At 67.2% G+C, this 25,212-nt stretch carries 25 protein-coding genes and 2 pseudogenes; 15 read left to right on the top strand and 12 right to left on the bottom strand.

Annotated features, from left to right (window positions below):
• Positions 1-67 precede the first annotated feature (67 nt).
• The gene (locus D581_RS0120445) at positions 68-1,321 is read right to left on the bottom strand and encodes an NAD(P)-dependent malic enzyme (protein WP_018959068.1); all 1,254 of its coding nucleotides are present in this window, start codon (positions 1,319-1,321) and stop codon (positions 68-70) included.
• 526 nt (positions 1,322-1,847) lie between these two features.
• Between D581_RS0120445 and D581_RS0120450 the strand changes: the two genes are divergently transcribed.
• Genes D581_RS0120450 through D581_RS0120460 form a run of 3 tightly spaced genes read left to right on the top strand, consistent with a single transcriptional unit; the run spans position 1,848 to position 4,568 of the window.
• The gene (locus D581_RS0120450) at positions 1,848-2,810 is read left to right on the top strand and encodes an ABC transporter substrate-binding protein (RefSeq protein ID WP_018959069.1); all 963 of its coding nucleotides are present in this window, start codon (positions 1,848-1,850) and stop codon (positions 2,808-2,810) included.
• A gap of 28 nt (positions 2,811-2,838) precedes the next feature.
• Positions 2,839-3,807, top strand: a complete 969-nt coding sequence (locus D581_RS0120455; protein WP_018959070.1) for an amino acid ABC transporter permease — start codon at positions 2,839-2,841, stop codon at positions 3,805-3,807.
• Positions 3,804-4,568, top strand: a complete 765-nt coding sequence (locus D581_RS0120460; RefSeq protein WP_018959071.1) for an amino acid ABC transporter ATP-binding protein — start codon at positions 3,804-3,806, stop codon at positions 4,566-4,568. The genes D581_RS0120455 and D581_RS0120460 overlap by 4 nt, the downstream gene beginning before the upstream one ends.
• A 282-nt stretch (positions 4,569-4,850) precedes the next feature.
• On the opposite strand, the gene D581_RS0120465 is transcribed toward D581_RS0120460, so the two are convergent.
• Positions 4,851-5,612 (bottom strand): class I SAM-dependent methyltransferase, encoded by a 762-nt coding sequence (locus D581_RS0120465; RefSeq protein WP_018959072.1) that lies wholly within the window; start codon positions 5,610-5,612, stop codon positions 4,851-4,853.
• 88 nt (positions 5,613-5,700) lie between these two features.
• Between D581_RS0120465 and D581_RS0120470 the strand changes: the two genes are divergently transcribed.
• Complete coding sequence (locus D581_RS0120470; RefSeq protein WP_018959073.1) at positions 5,701-6,321, top strand: CGNR zinc finger domain-containing protein; 621 nt, start codon at positions 5,701-5,703, stop codon at positions 6,319-6,321.
• On the opposite strand, the gene sodX is transcribed toward D581_RS0120470, so the two are convergent.
• Entirely contained in the window at positions 6,234-6,662 is a 429-nt protein-coding gene (gene sodX, locus D581_RS0120475; RefSeq protein ID WP_003966341.1) for a nickel-type superoxide dismutase maturation protease, read from the bottom strand. The genes D581_RS0120470 and sodX overlap by 88 nt on opposite strands.
• Before the next feature lie 188 nt (positions 6,663-6,850).
• Here sodX and sodN point away from each other — a divergent pair, with 188 nt between their 5' ends.
• The gene (sodN, locus tag D581_RS0120480; protein ID WP_018959076.1) at positions 6,851-7,246 is read left to right on the top strand and encodes a superoxide dismutase, Ni; all 396 of its coding nucleotides are present in this window, start codon (positions 6,851-6,853) and stop codon (positions 7,244-7,246) included.
• 7 nt (positions 7,247-7,253) lie between these two features.
• Here sodN and D581_RS0120485 read toward each other — a convergent pair whose 3' ends face one another.
• Positions 7,254-8,408 carry a site-specific integrase gene (locus D581_RS0120485; protein ID WP_018959077.1) on the bottom strand — a complete coding sequence of 385 codons (1,155 nt, stop codon included), beginning with the start codon at positions 8,406-8,408 and terminating at the stop codon, positions 7,254-7,256.
• Between the two features lie 24 nt (positions 8,409-8,432).
• Complete coding sequence (locus D581_RS0120490; protein ID WP_018959078.1) at positions 8,433-8,933, bottom strand: helix-turn-helix domain-containing protein; 501 nt, start codon at positions 8,931-8,933, stop codon at positions 8,433-8,435.
• A 120-nt stretch (positions 8,934-9,053) separates the two neighbouring features.
• Between D581_RS0120490 and D581_RS0120495 the strand changes: the two genes are divergently transcribed.
• From D581_RS0120495 to D581_RS0120510, 4 genes are all read left to right on the top strand, one after another.
• Positions 9,054-9,248 carry a helix-turn-helix transcriptional regulator gene (locus D581_RS0120495; RefSeq protein ID WP_018959079.1) on the top strand — a complete coding sequence of 65 codons (195 nt, stop codon included), beginning with the start codon at positions 9,054-9,056 and terminating at the stop codon, positions 9,246-9,248.
• A 143-nt stretch (positions 9,249-9,391) separates the two neighbouring features.
• Positions 9,392-10,831, top strand: coding sequence for a DUF3631 domain-containing protein (locus tag D581_RS0120500; RefSeq protein ID WP_106434436.1), 1,440 nt, complete (start codon positions 9,392-9,394; stop codon positions 10,829-10,831).
• Positions 10,832-11,146: 315 nt separating this feature from the next.
• Positions 11,147-11,716, top strand: coding sequence for a hypothetical protein (locus D581_RS0120505; protein WP_018959081.1), 570 nt, complete (start codon positions 11,147-11,149; stop codon positions 11,714-11,716).
• On the top strand, positions 11,706-13,424 hold the full coding sequence (locus tag D581_RS0120510; RefSeq protein WP_018959082.1) for a relaxase/mobilization nuclease domain-containing protein: 1,719 nt from the start codon (positions 11,706-11,708) through the stop codon (positions 13,422-13,424). Before D581_RS0120505 ends, D581_RS0120510 begins: the two co-directional genes overlap by 11 nt.
• A 24-nt stretch (positions 13,425-13,448) precedes the next feature.
• Here the strand turns inward: D581_RS0120510 and D581_RS0120515 are convergent, their stop codons facing one another.
• The 5 genes from D581_RS0120515 to D581_RS0120535 form a co-directional block, all read right to left on the bottom strand.
• The gene (locus tag D581_RS0120515; RefSeq protein ID WP_020679222.1) at positions 13,449-13,979 is read right to left on the bottom strand and encodes an ATP-binding protein; all 531 of its coding nucleotides are present in this window, start codon (positions 13,977-13,979) and stop codon (positions 13,449-13,451) included.
• Between the two features lie 47 nt (positions 13,980-14,026).
• Complete coding sequence (locus D581_RS0120520; RefSeq protein WP_486585861.1) at positions 14,027-14,839, bottom strand: glycosyltransferase family 2 protein; 813 nt, start codon at positions 14,837-14,839, stop codon at positions 14,027-14,029.
• 54 nt (positions 14,840-14,893) lie between these two features.
• On the bottom strand, positions 14,894-16,054 hold the full coding sequence (locus D581_RS0120525) for a glycosyltransferase (RefSeq protein WP_486585862.1): 1,161 nt from the start codon (positions 16,052-16,054) through the stop codon (positions 14,894-14,896).
• Positions 16,055-16,119: 65 nt separating this feature from the next.
• Positions 16,120-16,824 (bottom strand): hypothetical protein, encoded by a 705-nt coding sequence (locus D581_RS0120530; protein WP_018959087.1) that lies wholly within the window; start codon positions 16,822-16,824, stop codon positions 16,120-16,122.
• On the bottom strand, positions 16,821-17,978 hold the full coding sequence (locus D581_RS0120535; RefSeq protein WP_018959088.1) for a glycosyltransferase: 1,158 nt from the start codon (positions 17,976-17,978) through the stop codon (positions 16,821-16,823). The genes D581_RS0120530 and D581_RS0120535 overlap by 4 nt, the downstream gene beginning before the upstream one ends.
• A 148-nt stretch (positions 17,979-18,126) precedes the next feature.
• Here D581_RS0120535 and D581_RS0120540 point away from each other — a divergent pair, with 148 nt between their 5' ends.
• The 6 genes and pseudogenes from D581_RS0120540 to D581_RS0120560 form a co-directional block, all read left to right on the top strand.
• A complete protein-coding gene (locus D581_RS0120540) occupies positions 18,127-19,101 on the top strand; it encodes a helix-turn-helix domain-containing protein (protein ID WP_026290737.1) in 975 nt (324 codons plus the stop codon).
• Positions 19,098-19,661, top strand: a complete 564-nt coding sequence (locus D581_RS0120545) for a peptide deformylase (RefSeq protein WP_026290738.1) — start codon at positions 19,098-19,100, stop codon at positions 19,659-19,661. Before D581_RS0120540 ends, D581_RS0120545 begins: the two co-directional genes overlap by 4 nt.
• 165 nt (positions 19,662-19,826) lie before the next feature.
• A complete protein-coding gene (locus tag D581_RS1000000139880; RefSeq protein WP_158688622.1) occupies positions 19,827-21,209 on the top strand; it encodes an AAA family ATPase in 1,383 nt (460 codons plus the stop codon).
• Positions 21,210-21,359: 150 nt separating this feature from the next.
• Entirely contained in the window at positions 21,360-22,466 is a 1,107-nt protein-coding gene (locus tag D581_RS0120550; protein ID WP_018959089.1) for a hypothetical protein, read from the top strand.
• Between the two features lie 657 nt (positions 22,467-23,123).
• The gene (locus D581_RS0120555) at positions 23,124-23,666 is read left to right on the top strand and encodes an NUDIX hydrolase (RefSeq protein ID WP_018959090.1); all 543 of its coding nucleotides are present in this window, start codon (positions 23,124-23,126) and stop codon (positions 23,664-23,666) included.
• Between the two features lie 148 nt (positions 23,667-23,814).
• Positions 23,815-24,135: pseudogene (locus D581_RS0120560) on the top strand (NUDIX domain-containing protein); the annotation flags it as partial.
• Here D581_RS0120560 and D581_RS1000000139885 read toward each other — a convergent pair.
• Both D581_RS1000000139885 and D581_RS0120570 read right to left on the bottom strand, forming a co-directional pair.
• Positions 24,105-24,539, bottom strand: a pseudogene (locus D581_RS1000000139885) (alpha/beta fold hydrolase); the annotation flags it as partial. The pseudogenes D581_RS0120560 and D581_RS1000000139885 overlap by 31 nt on opposite strands.
• 92 nt (positions 24,540-24,631) lie before the next feature.
• Positions 24,632-25,153 carry a hypothetical protein gene (locus D581_RS0120570; RefSeq protein WP_018959092.1) on the bottom strand — a complete coding sequence of 174 codons (522 nt, stop codon included), beginning with the start codon at positions 25,151-25,153 and terminating at the stop codon, positions 24,632-24,634.
• Between the last annotated feature and the right edge of the window lie 59 nt (positions 25,154-25,212).

Here is a 25,212-nt window from a genome sequence, read left to right on the forward strand (position 1 = left end):
CGCTGCCCCGGACCCCGCTCCTCACACGCCGGAGGGGCTGAAAGCGGCACAACCGCTCAACGCGGCATCAGCGCCGGGCCACACCCTCCGCACGGGCCGCCGCGGCCACCGCCGCGGTGACCGCCGGGGCGACCCGCTCGTCGAACGGCGACGGGATCACGTACTCCGCCGCCAGCTCGTCGCCGACCACGTCGGCCAGCGCGTTCGCCGCGGCGATCTTCATGCCCTCGGTGATCCGGGAGGCCCGGACCTGGAGCGCGCCCGCGAAGATGCCCGGGAACGCCAGCACGTTGTTGATCTGGTTCGGGAAGTCCGACCGCCCGGTCGCCACGACCGCCGCGTACTTGTGCGCGACGTCCGGGTGGACCTCCGGGTTCGGGTTGGCCATCGCGAAGACGTACGCGCCGGGGGCCATCGAGGCCACCGCCGCCTCCGGGACCGTACCGCCGGAGACGCCGATGAAGACGTCCGCACCGGCGAGCGCCCGCTCCAGCGAACCGGAGAGGCCGGCCCGGTTGGTCAGCTCGGCCAGCTCGCGCTTGACCTCGGTGAGGTCGTCGCGGTCGCGGCTGACGATGCCCTTGCGGTCGGCCACCGCGATGTCGCCGATCCCCGCCTCCAGCAGGAACTTGGCGATGGCGACGCCCGCCGCGCCCGCGCCGGAGATGACACCGCGCAGATCGCCGAGCGTCCGCCCGGAGAGCTTCGCGGCGTTGCGCAGGGCGGCGAGGGTGACGACGGCCGTGCCGTGCTGGTCGTCGTGGAAGACCGGGATGTCCAGCCGCTCCTGGAGCTTGCGCTCGATCTCGAAGCACCGGGGCGCCGAGATGTCCTCCAGGTTCACCCCGCCGAACGAGGGGGCGAGCCGGACGACGGTCTCGACGATCTCGTCGGCGTCGGTGGTCGCGAGCGCGATCGGCACCGCGTCGACGCCGCCGAACTGCTTGAAGAGGATGGCCTTGCCCTCCATGACGGGGAGGGACGCCTCGGGCCCGATGTCGCCGAGGCCGAGCACGGCGGTGCCGTCCGTCACGACGGCCACGACCTGGGACTTCCAGGTGTAGTCGTGGACGAGCTCGGGGTTGTCGGCGATGGCGCTGCACACTTTCGCCACACCGGGCGTGTACGCCAGGGAAAGGTCGTCCTTGTCCCGGATCGGGACGGTGGCCTGCACGGCCATCTTCCCGCCCCGGTGGAGGGCGAAGGCCGGATCGAAGGGCTCGTCGGCCCCGGTGTCCACTGCGCTCGTGCGCTGGATGGCACTGTCGGCGGTGCTGTCGATGGTGCTGTCGCTGCGAGGATTGACGATCTCCGCTGCCATGGTGTTGACCCCTTAAGTCTTCATCGTTTGAGGGTGGCCACTCCTGGTTGAGGAGGGGTGGGCGGGCACCGCGTACGCGCCCCGCACCGGGCGGTTGGCCCGCCCCGGCAGGGAATGAGGTACATACGCGCGGGCGCGCCGCACACGCGCCCTGAGCCCCGGATGAGGGGTGTAAACGTCTTTCTTACCGGACGAACGGTGTTACGGACGAGTCCATATCGACGCGGTGACGTGACTCATAGTCGAATATCTGGACAAGTCGGCAAACCGGCATAAATGCCGCCCACTAGTCGAGACATGCCGAAGATCCTCCGGCAGGAGGAATGAATCCCCACAGATGGTCCGGTCCTCGCGCACCGGCCGTTGATGTTCGGGGGTCGCCCGTTATCCGATTTTGACATGGCCGGACCCCTGAATGAGCCAGTCCGAATGGCAGGATGCCGTCATCACACAAGGTGGCGACACTCGAAGGTGCGTGCCAAGCCGCCCACCAGCACCTCACCCTCACCTGCCGGAGGACCCCGACATGACCGCAAGCACCACGCGTCGTACGACCGCGAAGTCCCGGATTGCGGCGATCGGCGCCATCGCGGTCGCCGGCTCCCTGCTGCTCACCGCCTGTGGCGATCAGACAGACAGCTCCTCCCAGGAGGGAGGCAGCGGCAAGGAGACCAAGAGCGGCGCGCCGCTCTTCTCGAAGCTGCCGGAGAAGTACCAGAAGTCCGGTGTGATCAAGGTCGGCACGAATGCCGAATACGCCCCGATGGAGTCCGTCGAGAACGGGAAGATCGTGGGTGTCGACCCCGATCTGGCCGAGGCCCTCGGCAAGCAGCTCGGGGTGAAGTTCGAGTTCACCTCCGGTTCCTTCGACGGTCTGATCACGGCCCTGAACAGTGGGCGTCACGACATCGCGATGTCGTCGATCACGGACAACAAGCAGCGCCAGGAAGGCCTGGACGAGTCCGGCAAGAAGCTGGGCGAGGGCGTCGACTTCGTCGACTACTTCCTCGCCGGCACCGCCGTGTACACGAAGAAGGGCAACCCGCAGAACATCAAGTCCATCGAGGACCTCTGCGGGAAGGCCGCGGCCGTGCAGCGCGGCACCACGTACGAGAAGGCCCTCAAGACGCAGTCGAAGGCCTGTACGGACGGTGGCAAGGCGGCCGTCAAGATCGAGTCGTTCGAGAACGACACCGAGGCGCAGACCCGCGTCAAGTCCGGCGGTGCGGTCGCCGGCGTCAACGACTATCCGGTCGCGGTCGACCTGGCCCGCAAGGCCGACGGCGGCAAGGCGTTCGAGGTCGTGGGCGAGCAGGTCGACGCCGGCCCGTTCGGCATCGCCGTCAAGAAGGACAACACCGGGCTGCGCGACGCCCTGAAGGAGGCCGTCGACGCGATCATCGCCGACGGTTCGTACCAGAAGGTGCTCGACAAGTGGGGCGCCGGTACGGGAGCGATCGACAAGGCCGCCATCAACGGCGGCAAGTGACCGGACGCTCCACTGAAGGGCAGTCACCATGACTGACAAGTTCGACAAGACACCCGCCGGTTCACCGGCCGGCCCGGTGTCCGTCTCCAAGGGCGCCACCCCGGCCCCGGAGAACATCAAGGCCATTCCGGTCCGCCATGTCGGCCGCTGGATCAGCGGCGTCGTGGTCATCGGCCTCCTCGTCGCCCTCGGGTACGCCTTCTCGCAGGGCAACATCCAGTGGCACGCCGTGGGCGACAAGCTGTTCGACAGCACGGTCGTCGCCGGTGCGGGCCGCACCCTGCTGATCAGCGTCCTCGCGATGGTGCTCGGCGTGATCCTCGGCGTGGTGCTGGCCGTCATGCGGCTCTCGAAGAACCCGGTCACCAGCTGGGTGGCCTGGCTGTACATCTGGTTCTTCCGGGGCACCCCGGTCTACGTACAGCTGCTGCTCTGGTTCAACCTGGCGCTGATCTTCCCGGTCCTGAACATCCCGTTCATCTACAAGGACGAGATGACGGACGTCATGACCCCGTTCATGTGTGCCCTGCTGGGGCTCGCGCTGAACGAGGCCGCCTACATGGCGGAGATCTGCCGGGCCGGCATCCAGTCGGTCGACGAGGGACAGACCGAGGCCTCGCACGCGCTGGGCATGACCCAGGGCAAGACCATGCGCCGTGTGGTCCTCCCGCAGGCGCTGCGTGTGATCATCCCGCCGACCGGCAACGAGTTCATCAACATGCTGAAGACCTCGTCGCTCGTCTACGCCGTCACGTACAACGAACTGCTCCGCTCCACCTCCCAGATCGGCTCCACGTCGTACGCGGTGATGGAGATGCTGTTCGTCGCGTCCATCTGGTACATCGTGATGACCAGCGTGTTCAGCGTCGGCCAGTACTACCTGGAGCGCCGCTTCGCCCGCGGCGCGCTCCGCTCGCTGCCGCTCACGCCGCTCCAGCGCGTCAAGGTCAACCTCGCCGCGTTCGGCAACCGGCCCTCCGGAGGTGTCTCCGCATGACCACCCCCATGGTGAAGGCCGAGGGCGTCCACAAGTCCTTCGGCGCCGCCCACATCCTCAAGGGCATCGACCTGGAGGTCGCCCCGCGTGAGGTGTTCTGCCTGATCGGCCCGTCCGGTTCCGGCAAGTCGACCTTCCTGCGGTGCATCAACCACCTGGAGAAGATCAACGCCGGCCGGCTCTCGGTCGACGGCGAGCTGGTCGGCTACCGGCAGAAGGGCGACAGGCTCTACGAGCTGAAGGACAGCGAGGTCGCCCTCCAGCGGCGCGACATCGGCATGGTCTTCCAGCGCTTCAACCTGTTCCCGCACATGACGGCCATCGAGAACGTCATGGAGGCCCCGGTCCAGGTCAAGGGCGAGTCCAGGGCCGTGGCCCGGGCCCGCGCCGAGAAGCTGCTGGACCGGGTGGGCCTCTCCGACAAGGCGGACAACTACCCCACCCAGCTGTCCGGCGGGCAGCAGCAGCGCGTGGCCATCGCCCGCGCGCTGGCGATGGAACCGAAGCTGATGCTCTTCGACGAGCCGACGTCCGCGCTCGACCCGGAGCTGGTCGGCGACGTCCTGGACGTCATGCGCGGTCTGGCCGAGGACGGTATGACGATGATCGTCGTCACCCACGAGATGGGCTTCGCCCGCGAGGTGGGTGACGCGCTGGTCTTCATGGACGACGGCGTGGTGGTCGAGTCGGGCCACCCGCGCGACGTGCTGACCAACCCGCAGCACGACCGGACGAAGTCGTTCCTGTCCAAGGTGCTGTAAGGCGCGCGTACGGGAGGGCGGTACGGACCACGGCCCGTACCGCCCTCCCGCGCGTCCGGCCGCGCCCGGTGCACGCCCCCGCGTCCGCGCCCGCGCCCTCAGCCCTTCGGCAGCACCTCCGGGCCGGAAAGCAGCTCCTTCAGCTGCTGCCGGGAGAGCGGCGGCCCCTGGGTGTCCGACAGCAGCGGCCCCTGGGTGCCGGTGCCCTCGAATCCGGTGCCGGAGCGTACGAGGAACTCCGCCGTGCGGCTGCCGCCGTTCGCGAGTGGTGACTCCGGGCGGCTACTTCACGGCGAGGACCAGGGTGTCCGAGGGGGACGCCCAGACCGCGCGGGCCTCACCGAAGCCGGAGGCCAGCAGGGTGCGGGCGTGCCAGTCGGCGGAGGGCATGTCGCCGTCCGCGTGCTCGCCGTAGATCGCGAACCGCTCGGCGGTGGGCGCGGCCAGGACGGGGTCCTTCGCGGCGACGGCCCACCACTCGGCCCAGTCCAGCGCCCCGGCGGCCTTGGCGCGGTCCATCGCGGCGTGCCGGTGGGCGCCTTCGGCGGCGTTGATCCGGGGGGTGGCCGGGTCGATCGTGCGGTCGGCGTTCATGAACACCCCGCCGTCCCGGACGAGGCCGCCGAGCTGCCCGTAGAGCGTGGTGAGCGGGTCCCTGTGCAGCCAGTGCAGGGCGGTGGCGGTGAGGACGGCGTCGTACGAGGTGTAGGGCAGCCGAGCCGTCCAGTCGGGGTCCTTGAGATCGGCGGTGACGAAGGCGACCCGGTCGTCGCCCTCGAAGGTGCCGCGGGCGATGGCCAGGAGCGCGGGGTCGAGATCGACTCCGGTGCTCGTGGCGTTCGGGAACCGCTTGAGGAGCCGGTCCGTAATACTTCCCGTACCGCACGCGAGGTCGAGCACCCGCGGTTCCGGTCCGACGACCGCCTCGACCATGTCCAGCATCACCCGGAACCGCTCCTCGCGGTCGGGCATGTACCACTCCTGCTGCCGGTCCCAGCTCTCCTGCCAGGACTGCCAGTCGGTGCCCGTAGCCGTCTCCGTCACGCCAACCTCCACGTAATGCCCGTTTACGTCAATCGACCATTACACTGGCCGACACCCAGACTCTAGACCGACACCGTAAGGACTACAAGTGGAACTGGCCTATTACTCGGACTACGCCGTGCGTCTGGTCAACACCGAGGAGCCGGCCCGCAACAAGGACGCCCTCACCTCCGTCGAGGCGGTCCGGGAGCTGTTCGGAGCCAATCAGCAGGCGGCGCGGCGGACGACGGACGCGGACGTGACCCGGTTCCGTTCCGTACGGGCACGGCTGCGCGCGGTCTTCGACGCGGCGGACGGGGACGACGAGACGCTCGCGGTCGACCTGCTGAACTCGCTGCTGCTGGAGTTCCCGGTGAGCCCGCAGATCTCGGGGCACGACGTACGCGACCAGGACGGCAGGCCGGACTGGCACATGCATCTGGCCGACCACCCGTCGAACGCGACCGCCGGTTACGCGGCCATCGCGGCGATGGGCCTGGCCTTCCACCTCACCGAGCACGGCGTGGACCGCCTCGGCCTGTGCGAGGCGGCGCCGTGCCGCAACGCCTATCTGGACACCTCCACCAACCGCTCCAGGCGCTACTGTTCGGACCGCTGCGCGACCCGCGCGAACGTGGCCGCCTACCGGGCCCGCAAGCGCGAGGAGGCCGAGCGCACCGGCCGCAGCGCGGAGACCGCCCAGCCGAGCACCGCCGTCACCGACCGCTGACCCTTCGCCAGGGGCCGGTAGCGGGCCCGCACCCGAGCCAGCACCAGCTCCTCCGGCACGGTCCCGTAGTCGGTGCTGTCCCCGCCCGCGAAGGTGTTGTCACCCCGCACCCACCAGCCGCCGGGCCGCCGCTCGGTGGCCCGCTTGACCACCAGCAGGTCCTGCTGGAAGGGGTGCCGCAGGATCACCACGTCACCGGGGCTCACGGGCGCCCCGTACTGCACGAGCAGCAGGTCGCCGTGGTAGAGCGTGGGCACCATCGAGGGTCCCGTCACCTCCACCACCCGCAACGGACGCCGCGTCACCCGCCCGCCTCCGGACACCTGTCGCCGCTCCGGCATCTCCGGCACCTCCCGGTCCCTCCTCCACCACATCGTCAGCACATCGCCCGAGCGTCACTCCGTACGTTCGGCCGACGGCCCGATTCTCACACCGGACTTTTGACCTAAGCCCCTGGGGCAGCCACGGAAAGCGGCGCTCCACGGAGTAATGTCCCACCTGAGAAGACGATCACGAGGAGGACAGCTCCATGCTTTCCCGCCTGTTTGCCCCCAAGGTGAAGGTCAGCGCCCACTGCGACCTGCCCTGCGGCGTGTACGACCCGGCCCAGGCCCGCATCGAGGCCGAGTCGGTCAAGGCCGTCCAGGAGAAGTACCAGGCCAACGAGGACGCGGACTTCCGCACCCGCGCCGTCCTGATCAAGGAACAGCGCGCCGAGCTCGCGAAGCACCACGTCTCGGTGCTCTGGAGCGACTACTTCAAGCCCCCGCACTTCGAGAAGTACCCGGAGCTGCACCAGCTGGTCAACGACACCCTGAAGGCGCTCTCCGCGGCCAAGGGCTCGAACGACCCGAAGACGGGCCAGAAGGCTCTGGACCTGATCGCCGAGATCGACCGGATCTTCTGGGAGACCAAGAAGGCCTGATCTACGGTTAGGCGGTCTGACCTGCGGTTTCGCTAGTCATACTGCCTACCGGTCCGCACCCGGTCCGCAGGCCGCCGAGCACGGCGTCCATCACGGACCGGGTGCGGTCTTCTTCGCCCGGCCACAGATGCGCGTAGATCCGCAGCGTGATGACGGCGGACGCGTGGCCGAGGACCATCTGCACCTGCTTGACGCTCGCCCCGCCCGCGATGAGCGCGGAGGCGTAGAAGTGCCGCAGGTCGTGGGTCACCATGTGCGGCAGCTCGGCGGGTTTGCGGCCCTCACGCCCGGCCGCCTCGCCCTCCGCCGCCTGGAGCGCCTTGCGGGCACAGTTCCACTCGGTCTTCCACCGTCGATAGTTGAGTGGTTCCCCCTCCTCCATCGTGAACAGCCACTCCGTGGAGGGGCGCGCGGCGAGATGCCCGAGGAGCGCGTCGGTGACGACCTCCCCGACCGGAACTGTCCGCCGGGACTTGGCGGTCTTCGGCGGACCGACCTTCCCCGACTGGAGCCGCTGCCGCTCCACGCGGATGGTGCCGGCCTTGAAGTCGACATCCGCCACCTTGAGGCCGAGCAACTCCCCTATCCGCAGACCTGATCCGGCGAGCGTGACGACGGCCGCCCGGATGTATGGCGGCATCGCTCGCGCCATGGCCCCGACCTGGGCGACAGTGGGCGGGGCGACCTCTTCGTCCGGCATGACCGGAAGGGTGATCCGGCGGCACGGGCTGGAGGCGACGACCTTGTCGTCCACGGCCGCCGTCATGACGCGCACGAGGACGTCGTGGACGTTCCGGACGCTGCCGGGGCCGAGCTGATCGGACAGGTGCTTGAAGAGCACCTGTATGTCGTTGCGGCGTATCGCCGCCAGCGAGCGAGCGCCCAACGCGGGTACGAGGTGAAGCCGGAGCGCGTTGTCGGTGATGCGTTCACCCGCCTCGCTCGCGATGAGCGAGCCCTGCCACCTCTCGGCGTACTTCTCGAAGGTGACGCGGCCGGCGCGCGGGTCGACGTACTGACCGGTGACCACGCTGGTCGTGACCTCGTCGAGCCAGCGCTGGGCGTCGAGTTTCCGGTCAAAGTGGCGGGCGTGCTCCTTGCCGTCGAGGTCACGGTATCGGGCGCGCCATTTGCCGTTGGGGCGCTTCTGGATGTTCGCCAAGTGGCTTCTCCTTGGTGCTGGTTGTCAGTAGTGACCCCCGCCCTCGATGTCGCCGCTGAGGACGCGAGCGTCTCGCTCGTCCCCCATGAGGCGGAGGCATTGCTCATGGATCGCCCGCGAGCTGTCCGGGTGGGCCTTGATGTGGCCGGCGACGGCGACCACGGCACGGTGCAGACGGTCGCGGGCGTCACGGGTTTCGTAGAACGCTTCGACGGCTTCCTGGACGAGCCGTCGGCTGTCGACGTCGAGCCCTTCGAGGGGCGGTGACATGAGCTCTTCGAGGGGGAGCTCGAAGACGCGGGAGAAGGCGAGCGCCTCGTCGAGGTTGATCCGGCGACGGGGTGAGCCGTTCTCGATGCGCCAGACGGCCGTCTGGTTCATCTTCACGCCGGCTCTGGTCACCCGTTCGGCCAGCTCGGTCGTGCTCCACCCTCTGACCTCGCGCTCCAGGGCCACACGGCCCGCCACGTTGCCTTCGCTGTAGAGCAGCGGCACTTCGCCACCCTCGGCCTTCTCGCTTGCCATCGAACCTCCATCGCGACTGTCGCTATCCAAATTGAAACATGGGCTTCCCGGTTTGGCTAACCGCCGATCATGAGGTACTGATTATGCAGATCGAATCGTCGCCTAGCCGAATGGGAACACATGCGATACCTGACCACTGCCGAGGTCGCCGAGCGCTACCGCACCGCCGAGAGCACTGTCCGCTACTGGCGCCAGCTCAAGAAGGGGCCGTGCGGCATCAAGGTCGGCAAGCGGGTGCTCTACCCCGAGGCCGAACTGCTGCGCTACGAGCGCGCGCTGATCGACGGCGGAGACGAGTGGGGCCTGGTCTCATGAGCCGCCGGACCGCCCGGACACAGGAACGGCCCTCGGCGCGCCTACGCCGAGGGCCGGAGATCCCCTTGCACCTCGCCCATCCCTGAACGAACTGGTCGGGGGCGAGACCTTGCCCGTCTCGCCCCTACCTGAGAGGAACATCTATGAAGGACCCTACGTCCCCGGCCACCTCGAAGGCATCCGGTGTTGCCTGGCCACCGATCGCGGTCCCGGGCCAGGGTCTGCCTCGCGACCGAGAAGCACGCCCCGCCATCGGAGGCCCGCCCGCCGATGCTCCGAGCCGGAGCTCACGCGATTCGCGACCTGCCGAAACTAGTGCCCCGACAACAGCGTCGGACAGCGCAGGCGTTCCTGCTCCAGGCGGACCAGAGTCCCAAGATAGCGGCGGGTCGGCAGGCGAAGGCAGCGCGCTGCTGGACGACCTCCGTACCGCGATCGGGCGGTACGTCGTGCTGCCGAGCGACGAGGCCCTGACCGCCGTCACCCTCTGGGTCGCTGCCTCCCACATCCAGCCCGGCCTCCAGCACGCGCCACGGCTGGCGGTGGTCGGGCCGACCAAGGGGTGCGGCAAGTCCCGCCTCTTGGACGTCCTCTACGAGACCGTCCACCAGCCGATGATGACGGTGAACACCTCCCCGGCGGTCGTCTTCCGCGTCATCGGCAAGAACCCGCCGACGCTGCTGGTGGACGAGGCCGACACCATCTTTGGCCCCAAGGCGGGCGACAAGGAGGACCTGCGCGGCCTGCTGAACGCCGGGCACCAGCGCAACCGGCCCGCCTGGCGGATCTCCGGGCCGGAGCACAAGCCGACCGCGTTCCCCACCTTCGCGATGGCGGCGCTGGCCGGCATCGGCGACCTGCCGGACACGATCATGGACCGGGCGATCGTCATCCGCATGCAGAAGCGCAAGCCGGGCGAGCGGATCACCCCGTTCCGCTCGCGGTACTCCGTGCCGGAACTGCACGCGCTTCGCGACCGGCTGGCCGATTGGCTGGTCCCGCAGCGCGGCACCGTCGCGGGCGCGGTGCCGAAGATGCCCGTGGAGGACCGCGCCGCCGACACGTGGGAGCCGCTGGTCATCGTCGCCGATCTCGCCGGTGGGCACTGGCCCGCGCGGGCACGTGCCGCCTGTCTGGCGATGACGCGCAACGAGGTGGTCCAGGACGAGCAGACGACGCTGAAGACGCGGCTGCTGCGTGACATCCGCCGTGTCTTCGACCAAGAGGGCGGCAGGGAGGCTCTGCGCAGCCAGGACCTGCTCGCGGTCCTCATTAAGGACGCCGAGGCCCCGTGGGCCGAGTACGGCACCAAGGGGCTTAACGCCTACCACCTGGCGAATCTGCTGCGCGACTTCGGCATCAGCCCGGCCAACCACCGGTTCGAGAACGGCCGGCAGGCCAAGGCGTACGCCCGCAACCAGTTCGTGGACGCATGGGCCCGCTACTGCCCCGACCCCGCCCTGTCGGCACCCACCGCCGAGGTCCCGGCACATCCGACCCGGGGCAGGCCGCCCGCCCCTCCGTCCGGGACGCTGCCCACCGGCCCGCCGGGAGGGCCCGCAGGCCCCAGGCCCACTCGCTGACACCAGGTCCGCATCAATCCGTCGCATCCGTCCCCGCGCAGGTTAGCGCGGGGACGGATCTCCTCGCCGTTACGGATCACTCCGTACCTGCGGCCCTCTCCGTACCTGTGCTGACCAGCCACGCGACGGATGCGACGGATGCGACGACGGGCCACCCCACACGACTGACGGAGCACCACCATGCCCGAATCGAACGCCGACGACCCCACCTCCCGCCGCCGCAGGAAGCTGTTCAGGCTCACCCGACGACCAGCAGCAAGCTGGAGCGAACGAGCCTCTAACGAGGCTTCGTCCGCGCTTGCCCCCGCCCCAGGGATGGCGGAGGACAAGGCCGAGCGCCAGGGGGTGCCCGAGCCGAAGGAGGGGGTGGCCGAGGACTCCGGTCGGCCCGCAGCCGACTCCGCTCCTCCCCGTACGCCTACCGATGCCCAACCGCTCGTCGAGCAGCCCTCGTGGCGGGATCTCGACGCCCCCGCCCTGCCCGCGCAGCTGAACCGCAAGCGCACCGTGGAGAAGCGCGACCAGGAAAAGACCATCCGCTTTACACGCACCGCAGTCCAGGTGATCAGCGCCGCCGCTCACCAGCGCGGTCAGAGGTTCGCCGGATTCGTCGGGGACGCGGCCCTGGCCGTCGCACGAGGCACAGCAGGGATGCTCGGCAGCCCGGAGGACGATCCTCTGCGCCCGCTGATCGAGGCCGTCGAGGCGCACACGGTCGCGCTCAACCGCATCGGCAGCAACCTCAACCAGATCACCGCAGCCATCAACCGAGGGACCGTGCCCGAGCGAGCGGAAGCGGTCCTCGACCACGTTGAGCAAGCGGCACACAACAGCTTCCACCTCATGGACCAGCTCCTCACGGAAGGCGTGCCCCATGGTTCCTGACGTCTCCACCGGCTCCGACAGCCGCGGACTGATCGCCTACCTTTTCGGCCCCGGCCGCCGCGACGAACACACCAACCCCCACATCGTCGCCGCCTGGGACATGGCCGGCGCCCCCGACCCCGGCCGCGACCCGGCAGCCACCTACACCCAGCTCGCCAAGCGACTCGACCACCACGTCGACCTCCGCACCCGCGAGCTCGGCGGCAAGAAGCCGCCACATCACGTCTGGCACTGCCCGGTCCGCACCGCCCCCGGCGACCGCTACCTCACCGACGCCGAATGGGCCGATGTCGCCCGCCGCGTCGTGCACGCCACGGGTATCACCTCCGACAGCGACGAGAGGGCCTGCCGATGGATCGCGGTGCGTCACGCCGACGACCACATCCACATCATGGCGACCACCGTCCGCGCCGACGGACGCCGTCCCCGCACCCATCAGGACGGCCGGCGGGCTCAGGCCGAGTGCCGCAGGATCGAGGCCGAGTTCGGCCTGCGCCGCCTGAAGTCCGGCGACCTCACCGCGCCTCGCACCCCCACCGGCGCCGAGCGCGCCAAGGCCGAGCGTCAAGGCAACTCGGTGACGGCACGACATTGGCTGCGCGAGCGGGCCTACGCAGTCGCCGCCGCCGTACACACCGAGGCCGACTACTTCACCGGGCTGCAGTCCCTCGGCATCAAGGTCAAGACCCGCCTCGGCTCCGAGAGCGGCGACGTGATCGGCTACAGCCTCGCCGTACCTGGCGACACGAACAATGCCGGCGAACCCGTCTGGTACGGCGGCTCGAAACTCGCCCCCGACCTTTCCATCAACCGCCTCCGCGAACGCCTCCCCGACCAGGAGGTGGCCGACCGCCCGCGGTTCGCGGCGGACCCCGCCGAGCCGTGGCAGCACACCATCACCGCGATACAGACGGCGCACATCGTCCTCGACTCCGACGACGATGCTGCCGCCCAGGCCCACCTCGCCGCCTTCGGCGACACCCTCTACAACATCGCCAGCGCCACACCCGGCCCGCACCGCGCAGAGCTACGCGCAGCCGCCTCGGCGTTCAACCGCGCCAGCCGTTCCACCACCCGCGCGGATCACCAGGCGGCCCACGCCCTGCGCCAGGCCGCAAAAGAGTTGGTATTCGCCTCCAATGAACCCGGCGGACTCGCCATCGCCCTGCTCTTCGCCACCGTGCACCTGGCCCGCGCCGCCGCCAAGTGGCACGAGCAGCGCGGCCACGAACAGCAGGCCGCAGCCGCCGACGAAGCTTTCCGCCACCTCCAGGCCGCCTACCAGCAGGTTGCCGCCCCCGTCCTGGCAGACCTGACCCGCCGCGCACCACGAGCCGAGACCGCCCACCGCTTCGAGCAGGACATCCGCGCGGCCCTCCCCGACCACGCCGACCGCATCATGGCCGATCCCTCCTGGCCTGCACTGACCACCACCCTTGCCCGCGCCGATACGGAGGGCCACAACGCCAGCCGCCTCCTGGCCGACGTGGGCACCCAGCGGGAACTCGACAGCGCCGAGCACCCCGCTGAGGTCCTGAACTGGCAAATCACCGCTCAACCGAACAAGAGGGCTCAAGCGGCACGAGGGCGAAGCACCACCGAACGTGTTTCCACCCTGATCGCCGAGCTGCGGAGCCCGGCACCATCGGTACCCCGTGCGGCAAACGGCGTTGGCCCAGGGTGTAGGAGCCAGAAGCCCGCCCGGTGATCCCCCGCCAACCTACGACCGTGCTCAGCCCTCGGCGTGGCCGGCCGCCGTCAAGGCCGCGAGGAGCACGCCGAGGTCTCCGCTGTAAACGATCTTCTCCTCGTCCTCTCCGGGCGGGTCGAACCGGGCGAAGAAATCGTCGAGGGCTTCCGGGGTGACCGCGAGCGCGTTGGCGTCCTCACGCCGATTGCGCTCGGTCAGGCGCCGCAGCAGCTCGGCGCGGTCAGCCGGCAGGTGGACGACGAAGGGGTGGCCGCCCGCATCGCGGGCGGCCTGTCGCCAGACGTCGCGCTCGGTGCGGCGCCAGAGCCCGTGATCAAGGACGACGTCGTTCCCGGCCTCGATCTCCTTGACGAACCTCTGCCGGATCGTCTCGACGACAGGACGTTCGCGTTCGAAGTAGGTGTGCTCGGGATAGTCCACGCCGTAGCGACCGTGAAGGCGGTGGACCTCCTCGTCGACGGACAGTCGGGTGAAACCGTGGCCGGCAAGGCCCTGGGCGACGGTGGTCTTCCCAGCGCCGGTCAGACCGGCAAGGAGAACGGCGAGGGGCACGTGGCCATCCCTTCCGCGACGAGCGGGCGCGAGCATGAGTAATTGTCTCAGTACTGGCCGATTCGCGTGTACGGCCGCCAGCTCGTGAAGATGCCGCGAGCCTCGGCGGGCCAGCCGAACGGCATCCGGTCCAGGCTCACCCGGCGGAAGGCGAACCGAGGGTCACTGATGTTGATCGCGCCGCCGTTCCGGCCGACGTGTGTCAGCAAGCGGCTCGCCTCGTCGCGGACAGCCGGGGTGCGCTCCTCCCAGGTGCCCGAGGCGAAGTGCCGGACCCGACGGCGAAGGTCGTCCAGGACGCCCGAACGCCACTTGAAGTGGTGGACGGCGCACATGCGGTCAGTATCGGGCCGATGACCGGGAGCCCGGTGGTTACCGGAGGCCACAGCCACATCGTGGCGGGCAAGGACGATCTTCCTGGGATCACCGTGCAGCAGTCGGTGGGTGAGGTGGCCGCCGAGGGGAAAGGCGAGGTCGAGGCCGCCTTCAGGTCGCCAGTCGGTCAGGCGTCCGCTCGCGGCGACCCGGTCGAGCATAAGCCCGCCGACCACGTGGCGGCCGGACTTTTCGGCCTGGGCGATCACCTCGGCGAGCGGAGCCGGGTATTGCTGGAACTCGTCGGCATCTGCCAGCAGGTGCCAGCCCGGCCCGGCCCGGTGCCGCAGGGTGTCTCGAAGCCGGGTGTTGGTGTGCTCGTGCCACGGGCCGACGCTCGTGCCGGTGGGGATAATGCCCAGTTCTCGGGCGGCGGCCTGAAGCTCGTGCCGCCGAGTGTCGGGGACATGGTCAGGAAAGTGGAAAGCGAGCAGGAACCGCTCGACACCCAGCCATCGGTAGTGACGGACCCAGGCGGCCAGCATGGGCGGCTCGACCGGGCCGACTACGGCGATCAACGCGGGAGACACGCTCGGCATTCAGGACTCCTTCGTGCGCAGTGCGGAGAAGGTACGAGTGAGGAAATCGGCTTGTCCGGCTGCAGACCGCATGCCCAGGAGCGCAGGGGCCTCGAAGCCTGGCCGTGGAGGCGGCCGACGGATGACGGTTCGCAGTGCGTCCGCGAGCGCGACCGGATCTCCGGCGGGGAACATGAGAGCCCAGGACTGCCCTTGCAAACGAGCGGTGAGGGCACTGTCGTGGTCGGAGACGATCAGGGGGACGCCGAGGCGGGCGGCGTCCATGACGAGCCCGGATTCTTTACTGGTACCCGAGCGACGGGTGACGAGCGTGGCGTCAGCTGCGGCGTACACCAGCCGCAGCACGGCTTCGCTGACCGGGCCGGGAACGGAGTGCACCCGCAGGCCGGGCAGGGCTCGCCAACTCTGGATGACACCTTCGTCGAGCGGGGAACCGGTGACCACCAGGTGCAAGGGCTCTCCCAGGCGGACCAGAGCGTCGTTGAGCACCGAGATGTCCTTGCAGGGCCACCAGCCGCCCACCAGGCACACGGCCCTCTCGTCAGCAGGGATGCCGAACGCGGCCCGACCGCCGCCACGTTCAGCAGCGGACAGGCGGTGACCATCGTCGATCGCGAAGCCCCCGACCACGGCGGGCAGGTCGTGGAAGGACGCGGCCAACTGGTCGGCGACGGACTGTGTCGGACAGACCGCGATCACCCGCTCTTCGCCTCGGCGGGCGAGCCGCCCGAGCAGCCGTATGGCAGCGTCTTCGCTGGTGACCGTCTCGTGAACGAAACGCAGATGTGGCTGACCGCCCAAGAGGCCGGCGGCCCCGTGCAGGGCTTCACTCGCGGTCAGGATCACCACCGCGTCGGCGTCGGATTCCAGTCGGCGCGCGACCCACAGGGTGGACGCTTCGGTGAGGCAGCGGGCGATGAGCGTGATTTGGTGTGGCAGTCGCCGCAAGCGGCGAGGCCAGCGGCGGGACCGGAACAGACGTTGTCCGGCCGAGGAGACCCCGGCCGCCAGCCCGGCAGCGGCCAGCAAAACGTCCGCCACCCACACGGTGCGTCCGGTGACCAGCCGGGCGCCTGCTTCGCGCAGAGCGCTGACCGCATCCACCGCGATCCCGTGCGGGGCGATGACCAGGCTGCCGGGGCGGGCCTGGGCGAGGGCCACCAGCGTGCGCTGATGGTGTCCTCCCAGTCGGCTCGCATACGGTTCGATGAGCACGAGGGGGCCGGTCATCCCGCCACCGCCTGGTCCCCGTGGGCGAAGGTGAACCGCTGCCGCAGCCAGTCGGGATCGTTGAGGCAGTCGAACCGCTCCGGTGCGCGGGCGGCTTGGTGGGCGAAGACCACGCCCTCCCTGGCTCCGGCTGCCGCGTAGGCGGCGAACTCGCCGTTGTGGCTCAACGTCCATGCCTCGACGCGGCTTTGCGCGTCGGTGTCGGGCATTCCGTATTCGCTCCCACGGGCAAGCATCGCGCACTCGCGGAAGCCCGCCTTCCAGGCGTGGAACGGACTCTGGTTGAACCTGGTGATCCCGGCGGTGTGCCGGGCGAACTCGATGCGGCCGGGCAGGGCGGCGAGGACGTCCACCGCCTCACCCATCTCCCGCAGGGCACTGCGGCGGATCAGCTTGAGCCCCCCATAGCCGTACGTCAGACCGTTGACCGCGTTGACCGCACGCCACACCCTCATGGACACCCCTTCTTCCAGCGGTGCGACGGCGGCCACGTCGAAGCCATGGTCGATGGCGAAGTCACCGTCGGCGAGGAAGAACTGCTCACGGTCGACGAGCTCGGCACACAGCCGGTAGGCCCTGCGCATGCCGTGTACGCCGTGCAGGCGCTTGACCGTGCCGCCGAGTGTCCGCTGGAACCTGGAGTGCAGGGAGCCGGCCATCGGCTCGTCGTAGGAGAGGAAGACGGCGTCGAAGCCGGTCACGAGATGGCCTCCAGATAGCGGGCAGCGACCAGAGCCGGAGCGAAGTCGGTGGTAGAGGCGTGGGCTCGCTTGGCGTGCACGGCGTGGAACTCGTCGTCCGAGGCGAGGCGCTCGGCAAGAGCGACCGCCTCGGCCGGAGTGGTGAAGCACAGCCCCGGATCGATGTGCTCGGCCAGCCAGCCCAGTCGGGGCGAGATGACCGGAAGGCCCATGCCCTGGCAGTCGATTACGCTCATCGACCAAGGGCAGCCGGGCCGGAACGGGGCGATGCCGAAGCGGGCGCCGGCCAGCAAATTCTTGTAGCGGACACGGTCACCGCGATCTGAGACGACCTGCACATGTGGCAGGGCGGCGAGCTGATCACGCATCTCGTCCGGGCTGTCGTCCAGGCCCTTGCGTTCTGCCCGGCGTTGGCCGAACAAGTCCATGACCCGCAGACGGACCTTGCCGGAGGCCACCAGATCGCGGGCCAGATCCACGAACTCCCCGGTGCCGTAGTGCGCGTACAGCCGGTGGTTGTAGACGCCGATCGCTTCGCCGAGGCCATCGTCGGGCCTGTCGGCGGGATCGCGGACCAGGCGCTCATCACGCGGAGCCGGCACCACACGCAACCGATCACCGAGGTCGACGGTCATCCTGGCGGCAGCTGCCGACGTCCAGGAGGCAGCCGTGGAGGAGTGGACCATCACCCGGTCGCAGGCCGCCAGGCCGGCGGCGAACGCCAACAGCACCGGTCGGCCCAGTCCGCGGTCGTTCAGAGACGGGTCGAGCAGGAGCTGGCCGCCCTCCGTGAAGGAGAACGGCAGGTAGTGGCAGTACCCGGCGAGCAGGGCGTCCGACCCGGCCTCCAGGAGCGCCGCACGGACCGCCGGGGCCTCCTCGATCTGGTTGGCCACGACCACATCCGGCCGCTCGGCCCGGATCAGCGCGACCAGTTCATCGATGTCCGCCGAGAACCGTGCCCGGTACTTCGTGCCCGGCACCTTGGTTCGGTGGAAGCCGCAGCGAGCGTCGCCGGCCGCAGCCGGAGCCGCGACGGTCACCTCGGCCCCGGCGTCGGCCAGGGCCGGTGCGAGCAGGTCCGCGAAGATCCAGCCCGAATCGGCCGACAGCTGGTCGGGATTGGAGATGTTCAGCAGGTACAGCACGCGCATGATGCGTCGCCTTCCTTGTCTGCCCGAACGGGTCGATCCGGGGCACTGAGGGAAGGAAAGCGGTGACGGGAGCCGTGACGGGATGATGAACTGAAATCACTCACGGTTCATTCATGCTCACCGACAAGTGACGCGGAGCGGGGCTTCCATGAACGCGCACAGCGAGGAGACGACCGTCGAGCAGGCGGCCGAGGACTTCGCAGCCGAGGTGGCCCGCTGGCGGGAGGTACGGGGCATGCCCAAGCGGGCCCTGGCCCAGGCGATGGGCTTCGACCCGTCTTACGTCAGCCACATGGAGTCAGGTCGCACCAAGCCCACCGAGGAGTTCGCCAGGCTCGCCGACGAAGCCCTGAACGCCGGGAAGGCGATCTGGCGACGCTGGTGCGACTACGAGCAGGCCCGCAATCGGAGCAGGCGCCCGCCGACGGCACCGCCGGCCCCTCGGAGGCTCGAGCAGCCGTACGCCACCGGCTCCGCCCTCGTGGTCGAGCACGACGCCGCCCACCTGAAGTACGACGGGCACTCCTACCGGCTCACCATGCGCAGGCTCCTGCGGAACACCGGTTCCGAGCCCGTGACCCGTTATCTGATCCGTGTCGCCGTCGACCGCTACCCCGGCGATCCCGAGCGCTCCAACGCCCACTACCGGGCGCATCCTTTGACCTGGGAAGAACTCGACCTGACAGCGACTTGTCGGGGCGAGGCGATGCGTTGGCAGGTAAAGCACGACCGCGACGCGTTCAAGGAGGTCTGGCTGGTGTTCGACAACGAACACGGCCGCTTCCCGCTCTACCCCGGCGAGTCCGTGTGGATCGAGTACGCGTACACCGTCGGTGACGACAAGTGGGGCAACTGGTTCCAGCGGGCCGTTCGGCTGCCCACCGAGCAGCTCGAAGTCCAGCTCGCCTTCCCGGTCGCCCTCGACCCAGTGGTCTGGGGAACCGAGACCTCCATGACAGCCGAAGCCTCCCCACTGCGGACCCCACCCGTCCGCAGTGAGGACGGCGGGCTACGGCAATTCACGTGGATCACGGCCGCACCGGCCCTGCATGCTCGGTACCGTCTTGAGTGGCGTTTCCGGGCCCGACCCGAACGCGAGACAGATCAAGGGGAGTTCAGGTGATCGACGTGCGGCCAAGCCAGCAGATGCGAGACCTCGGAGTCGTCCAACGCGGCGCCGGCATCCTAGCCGAACCGGCCCGCGCCTTCGATCTGCCCGCCGAGCGCGACGAGGCGGAGCGCATCATCGATGAGCTGTTCGCGGCCATGGAGCGGATCGGCCAGGTTCATCCTTTCGCCAAGGGAATGGGCATCGCCGCCCCGCAGATCGGCATCGGTCGCGCTGTAGCCGTCGTCCTGCCAGCCGCTGACGCGCCCGCCATCGTCCTACTCAACCCGAAGATCACCGATCGCTCCGACGAAACGGACGAGCAGTACGAAGGCTGCCTCAGCTTCTTCGACGTCCGCGGCCACGTCCCCCGCCCGCTGGAGATCACGGTCGAGAGCACGGGCTTGACCGGTGAGGCCGTCACCACCGTGTACGAGCGCGGCCTCGCCCGCCTCGTCCACCACGAAATCGACCACCTCGACGGCCTGTTGTACACCGCGCGTATGAGGCCAAACGTCGCCCCCATCCCGGTCGAGGAATACCGGCAGACCGGCCGGGCCTGGGCGTACGAATAGGCCACCACTCTCAGAAATAACGCGGAATCATTGGATTGCTTGAGCGCAATTTGAGCAGAAGGGAAAATTTCAGTGAGCACACAGCGCGACACGTCCCCTACCTTGTCAGCTCTCACCCATGAATGGAACACTGCCCGAAACACGGCAAAAGGATGGCCGCAATTCTTGGAAGCCGTACATGTTGATGGGCTTCGAGGATGGAACGGCGACACCATCGAGTTCAGGTTCCCTATCGTTGCCGTCGCTGGCGAAAATGGGGCCGGAAAAAGCACCATTCTTAAGGTTGCAGCCGCAGCTTATGTGGCAAATCAAGAAAACGGGCTAACTTTCTACCCGGACGACTTCTTCCCTAACACGCCGTGGGAAAGTGTCGATGGCGTAGCCTTGCGCTACCAAATCAGGCGCGGAAACTCCGTCAGCAACTTGACTTTGCGGAAACCTACCAAACGTTGGCGTGGAATGCCTGAAAGATTTGAACGACCTGTCTTCTTTCTCGACATCAGCCGGACGCAGCCTATTAATACTCTCGTCGGTTACGGAAAGATTGCTAAGGAATTGAACTTCCCTGGCGACATTACACCGTTCAGTGAGTCCGACCGATCTCTGCTGTCCAGAATTATGAACAAGTCATATACGTCGAGCGGCATGGCGAAGTACGAAAACAAGCAAGTTGGAGTGCTTACCACCGACGCAGGAGAATACTCAAATTTCCATCAAGGCGCTGGCGAGGACGCTACAGCAGACTTGGTGGCCTTGCTTCGATCCGCGCCTTCTCACTCTCTCGTCATTATTGATGAAGTTGAGTCTTCACTTCACCCGAGGGCTCAGCGTCGCCTGATGACGGAACTGTTCGCCATCTCGAAAGAAAGAAAGGTTCAATTCATTCTCTCTACCCATTCGGCCACGGTTCTTGAACAACTACCAACCGAGGCCCGAGTCTACATTCAGACTCAGCGTAAAGGAGCGCGAAATGTGATATATGGAGTAACGCCAGAATTCGCCATGTCACTCATGGATGATGTCGACCATCCGGAACTCACACTGTACTGCGAAGACGAACGAGCACAGACTTTGGTCGACGCATTGATTTCACAAGAATCTCCAGAGATCAGAAATCGGGTTGCAGTGATGCCTGTGGGTGCTGCTTCGACCGTGCGCATTCTAGGCGAACTGGCTTCAAAGGATAAACTCCCGAACCGATCACTCGGAATTCTCGATGCAGATCAGGAGGAAGGTCCAGGATGTATCGTCCTTCCGGGGTCTCAGGCACCCGAGAAGGAGGTCTTTGGTGCTCTAGATGAGACGATGTGGGAGAAGGTTGCTAATCGACTTGACGTCCGTGTCGCGGATTTGCTCGATGCGGTCGACGATGCACGCCAGATTAAGAGTCATCACGCGTGGGCTCGTAAGGTCGCTGAACGACTGGGCCCAAGAGTTCGCGTCGGACGGGTTTGGGAAGACATGGCGTCGGTGTGGTCCAAGGAAGTTGTTGATCCAAGCGAGCGAACCGTCTTTGTCGAGGCAATCTCTCAGCGTCTAATCGAGTAGTTGCAGTTCTCTCCGCAACCGACTATAAATACTCGAAAAACTATGCCACTCTCATACGGAATGGGCCAAGCGGAAAGCCTTAGCAGGCAGGCACCGAAATGGTCATTCGTTATAAGAGATCACGTATGGTCGCACCAAGAGAGCTATCGGATGATCAACAACGCCAGCCGTAAGCACCATATAGCCACCCAGCTCCTAGAAAGCGACCTCATGTTTTCTCGTCGCTTCCTGGAGGGCATGCTGGCGGGCCGGGAAAACGCAACGATTCCATACCTCTGCATGAACAATTACCTCTCGCTCTTCATCTACGAGTCACACAGGGCCCTCAAGGCCATCGATCCACAACGGGCAGCAGCCTTGACATACAGCCACGAGGCCGTTATCGAGAAGGCGCGCCACACCGTCAAACTTTTTGACGGTTCTAAGGTCGGACACGCGAGTATCCTCAACGACTTCACAGGAATTATTGCCGCCGATCGCAAGAAGTTCCTCGGCAACACCTGGCTCCCTCCGGCTAGGGTGCTAGAAACCGATCTCGGCGAGTGGCGCTACCGAGGACGGTTAGTGTCGACAACCCAAGTGGCTAGTTTCTTCTCGGGCATTCCCAGTATGTCCACGTCTGACATCTCTATCGTTGGCCGCGCCCTCATGGCATTGGCTGAAACTCAAGCGCGCTTTTTCGTCCAGGCAACCGAGTCTCTGCCGTGGCGCGGGGCATCATTCATATCCGGCATGCGCTTCGGAGAAATAAGAAATCGAGACCGGCGATCCGAGTGGCATTTCAAACGCCTGTTCGACCCGGCATTTTCGGACGAGCTAACAGCTTCAGTATCCTCCTTTCAATGCTCGCTGAACTTCCTTGACGTGATGATGTCGGCTGATCAATGCGTCGCTTCAGGCGGGACCCTATTCAAGCTTAGATTCATCACGCTGTACCATGTTCTTTCGAGTCTTACTGAGCTTAAGGCCGCGTACGGCAGCGTACTGAATAGAGCGTCCCTCAGAATCCTCGACGCCATCCTGAATCATCAGGTGAGCGCCACAATCATGCACGCGGACGCGCGGGGGTTTCGCAATACGCTCATCCACTACATTCCCGAGGAACGGGTCGTAACTCGGCTGACTCTGAGTTTGCCTTTGTACGGACTGATCGAGGAATACTACCCGGCGCACAGTTTCTGTTCGCTGGGCCAAGAGCTTGGCGAGCACACGACGCGCGTCGCGACGCTACTCAATGAATGGGCGAAAGGTAAGTGATCCCTCTGTCGTGGGGAGTGATCAACCGCGCGATACTTTCGCTTGCCCAATCGGGGCAGAGTGGTTTTCTATCCAAACAACACGGGGCGTTGCTTGGTGGAAGCCCACGGCTGTGTGCCCGCAGTTGCGACAAAGTCTGCGGGCACTCCGCAAAACCATGAATTCGTCCTCGCGGACTACCGCGGCGAGGAGCACAGAGCCGTCGACTCAGTCCGCACACAGTCCGCAGGACACCCGATCAGGACCGTCGCACCCCATCGCTGGCCAACAGTAAAAGGCCAGGTCAGCGGCCCGCTGGGACGATCCCCGCAGGTCGCCGACCCGGCCCGTTACTTGGAGACCAAGAAGGCTTGATCCTGGTGGAACCGGTTGTCCCGGCCCGTAGGGGCAGGTAAAGCCGCCCATCGGACCGCACCCGGTCCGCCGGTCGCCGATTTCGGCGGCTCGGCGGGCCGGGTGCGGTGTTTTCCGACGGGAGTGCCTGCATCCGCAGCGTGTTCCCGGCAGTCACGTCGGCCGAGGACCAACTGCGCCTGCGCCCTGCTGAACACAGAGGTTCCTTGCTCGCCGGAGTTGGCGATGATGCCCCAACTCGGCGGACGAATTCTCGTCAAAGTGACATGATGGAAGCTTCACTGAAGCGAGAGAGCTGAACTCATGCAGTGGACCGTCCATGGTGAGCGGCAGATCTACGACAACCCATGGGTGAATCTCTGGCTCGTGGACGTCCAGCAGCCTGACGGCCGGCGGTGGGAGCACCATGTTGTCCGGATGCGGCACCTGGCCGTAGCGGCCGTGGTCGACGACCAGAAGCGCGTGCTGATGATGTGGCGGCACCGGTTCATCACCGACACCTGGGGCTGGGAACTTCCGATGGGTCTCATCGAGGCCGACGAGACCCCCGAGCAGGCCGCCGCTCGCGAGGTGGAGGAGGAGACCGGGTGGCGGGTGGAGAGCGTCAAGCCGCTGGTTTACGCACAGCCCGCGAACGGCATCACGGATTCCGAGCACTTCGTCTTCCGCGCCGAGGCCGCCTCGTATGCCGGCCCTCCGACCGAGCTGAACGAGTCTGACCGGATCGAGTGGATCCCGATCTCCGAGATCCGAGGCATGATCGACCGCCGCGAGGTCGTCAGCAGCGGCAGCCTGGTCGGTCTGCTGTACCTGCTGTTGGACGAGGCGACCGGCAGTTCCTCGTAAAAGGTCAGCCGAGGACTTCACGCAGGCGTTGCTCGAAGACGAGGACGGGGGCTTCGCGTGCGTAGGGCAGCATTCGTCGGTGAAGCTCCTGGACGTGGCCGCCCACTCGTGGGGGTCAATGACTGCGGCGAGGTACGCAGGGACACCTATGCCCGAGCAGACCGACGACCAGCCGAAGGCCCTCAAGCCGGCGCTCGAATCGATGACCCTGCTGGTCGCTGCGGTCATCGTCCACGACAGGGCCACCAACCGCGTCGTCCTACTCCAACGCAGCGAGAACGCCAAGTTCGCCCAAGGTATGTGGGACCTGCCGGTCGGCAAGAGCGAACCCGGCGAGCCCATCACCGAGACCGCGGTCCGCGAACTCCATGAGGAGACCGGCCTCACCGTGAAGCCCGAGTCTCTCAAGGTCGCCCACATCATCCACGGCGCCTGGGGCTGCTCGGGCGGGACGCGGGCGCCGTCCGGGGCGGTGTAGGGGACGGAGCTGAGCGCTCGCGTTCCGAACACCGTGGCGCTCAGCAGCCGCTCGGGATGGTCGGCGATCAGCAGCTGGGCGAGCATGCCGCCCAGCGACATCCCCACGACGTGCGCGCGCTCCACACCGAACGCGTCGAGCACGGCCACGGCGTCCTCGGCCAGTGCGGTGAGCGGGTAGGGCCGCTCGTCGAAGGCCCAGGTGGACCGGCCGGTGTCCCGGTGGTCGTAACGGATCACGCGATGCCGGGCGCCGAGCAACTCCACCAACTCGTCGGGCCAGCCGAGCCCGGACGCCTGCGCGCCCATGAGCAGCAGCAGGGCGGGGGCGTCGGGAGCGCCGTGCTCCTGGGCCCAGAGGCGTACGCCGGGGGCGACTTCGACGAAGCGTTCCATGGGGGACCTCGCTGTCCTGGCGGTTCGGTGAATAAGACGAGACGGTCCGTCTCGCTTTGAGGTTAGCGCATCGCCGGCGCGGGACCACCCACTCAGTCGTCGGCCGCGACGAGGAGAGTGATCCGTCCAGCTGAGCGGTCGATGAGCACGAACTCGTGGAAGTGGTCGTGCACACGACCCCAGCCATGAGCGGCCTCGTTCCCCAGCCCGCTCAGGTAGTAGATGTGGTCGGCCGCCGCCAAGCGGTCGAACACCCCCACCTGTAGATCCGCCTCCAGCTCGGCGGGCACGTCCCCGAACTGGTTCACCCACGCCCACAGGACGTACGCGCTTCTCTCCCGGCTGACGGCTTCGTAGGCGTCGGAGGAGAACAGCCTCAGCCAATACGGGCCGTGCCTGGACCCGTCCGACAGGACTCCGCCGCCCGCGTAGTCGTCTCGGAACTGTTCATGCCCGATGAGCGCCGAGAGCAGTTCCTGAGCTTCGCCGGACTCGGCTGGGAACCGCAAATGCTTGAGATCAACCCACCTGTAGTTGTGTGACCTCGGGTCCCGGAACTTGTAGTTCCGGAAATTGATTAAGGCACTGGCCTCATGGGTGAGCGGGTTCTCCATAGCGCCACAGCTTAGGAGTCGAAGGTGACTCGGCGGCCGGCCGATCAGCCGCGTGAACA

The organism is Streptomyces sp. CNB091 (assembly GCF_000377965.1).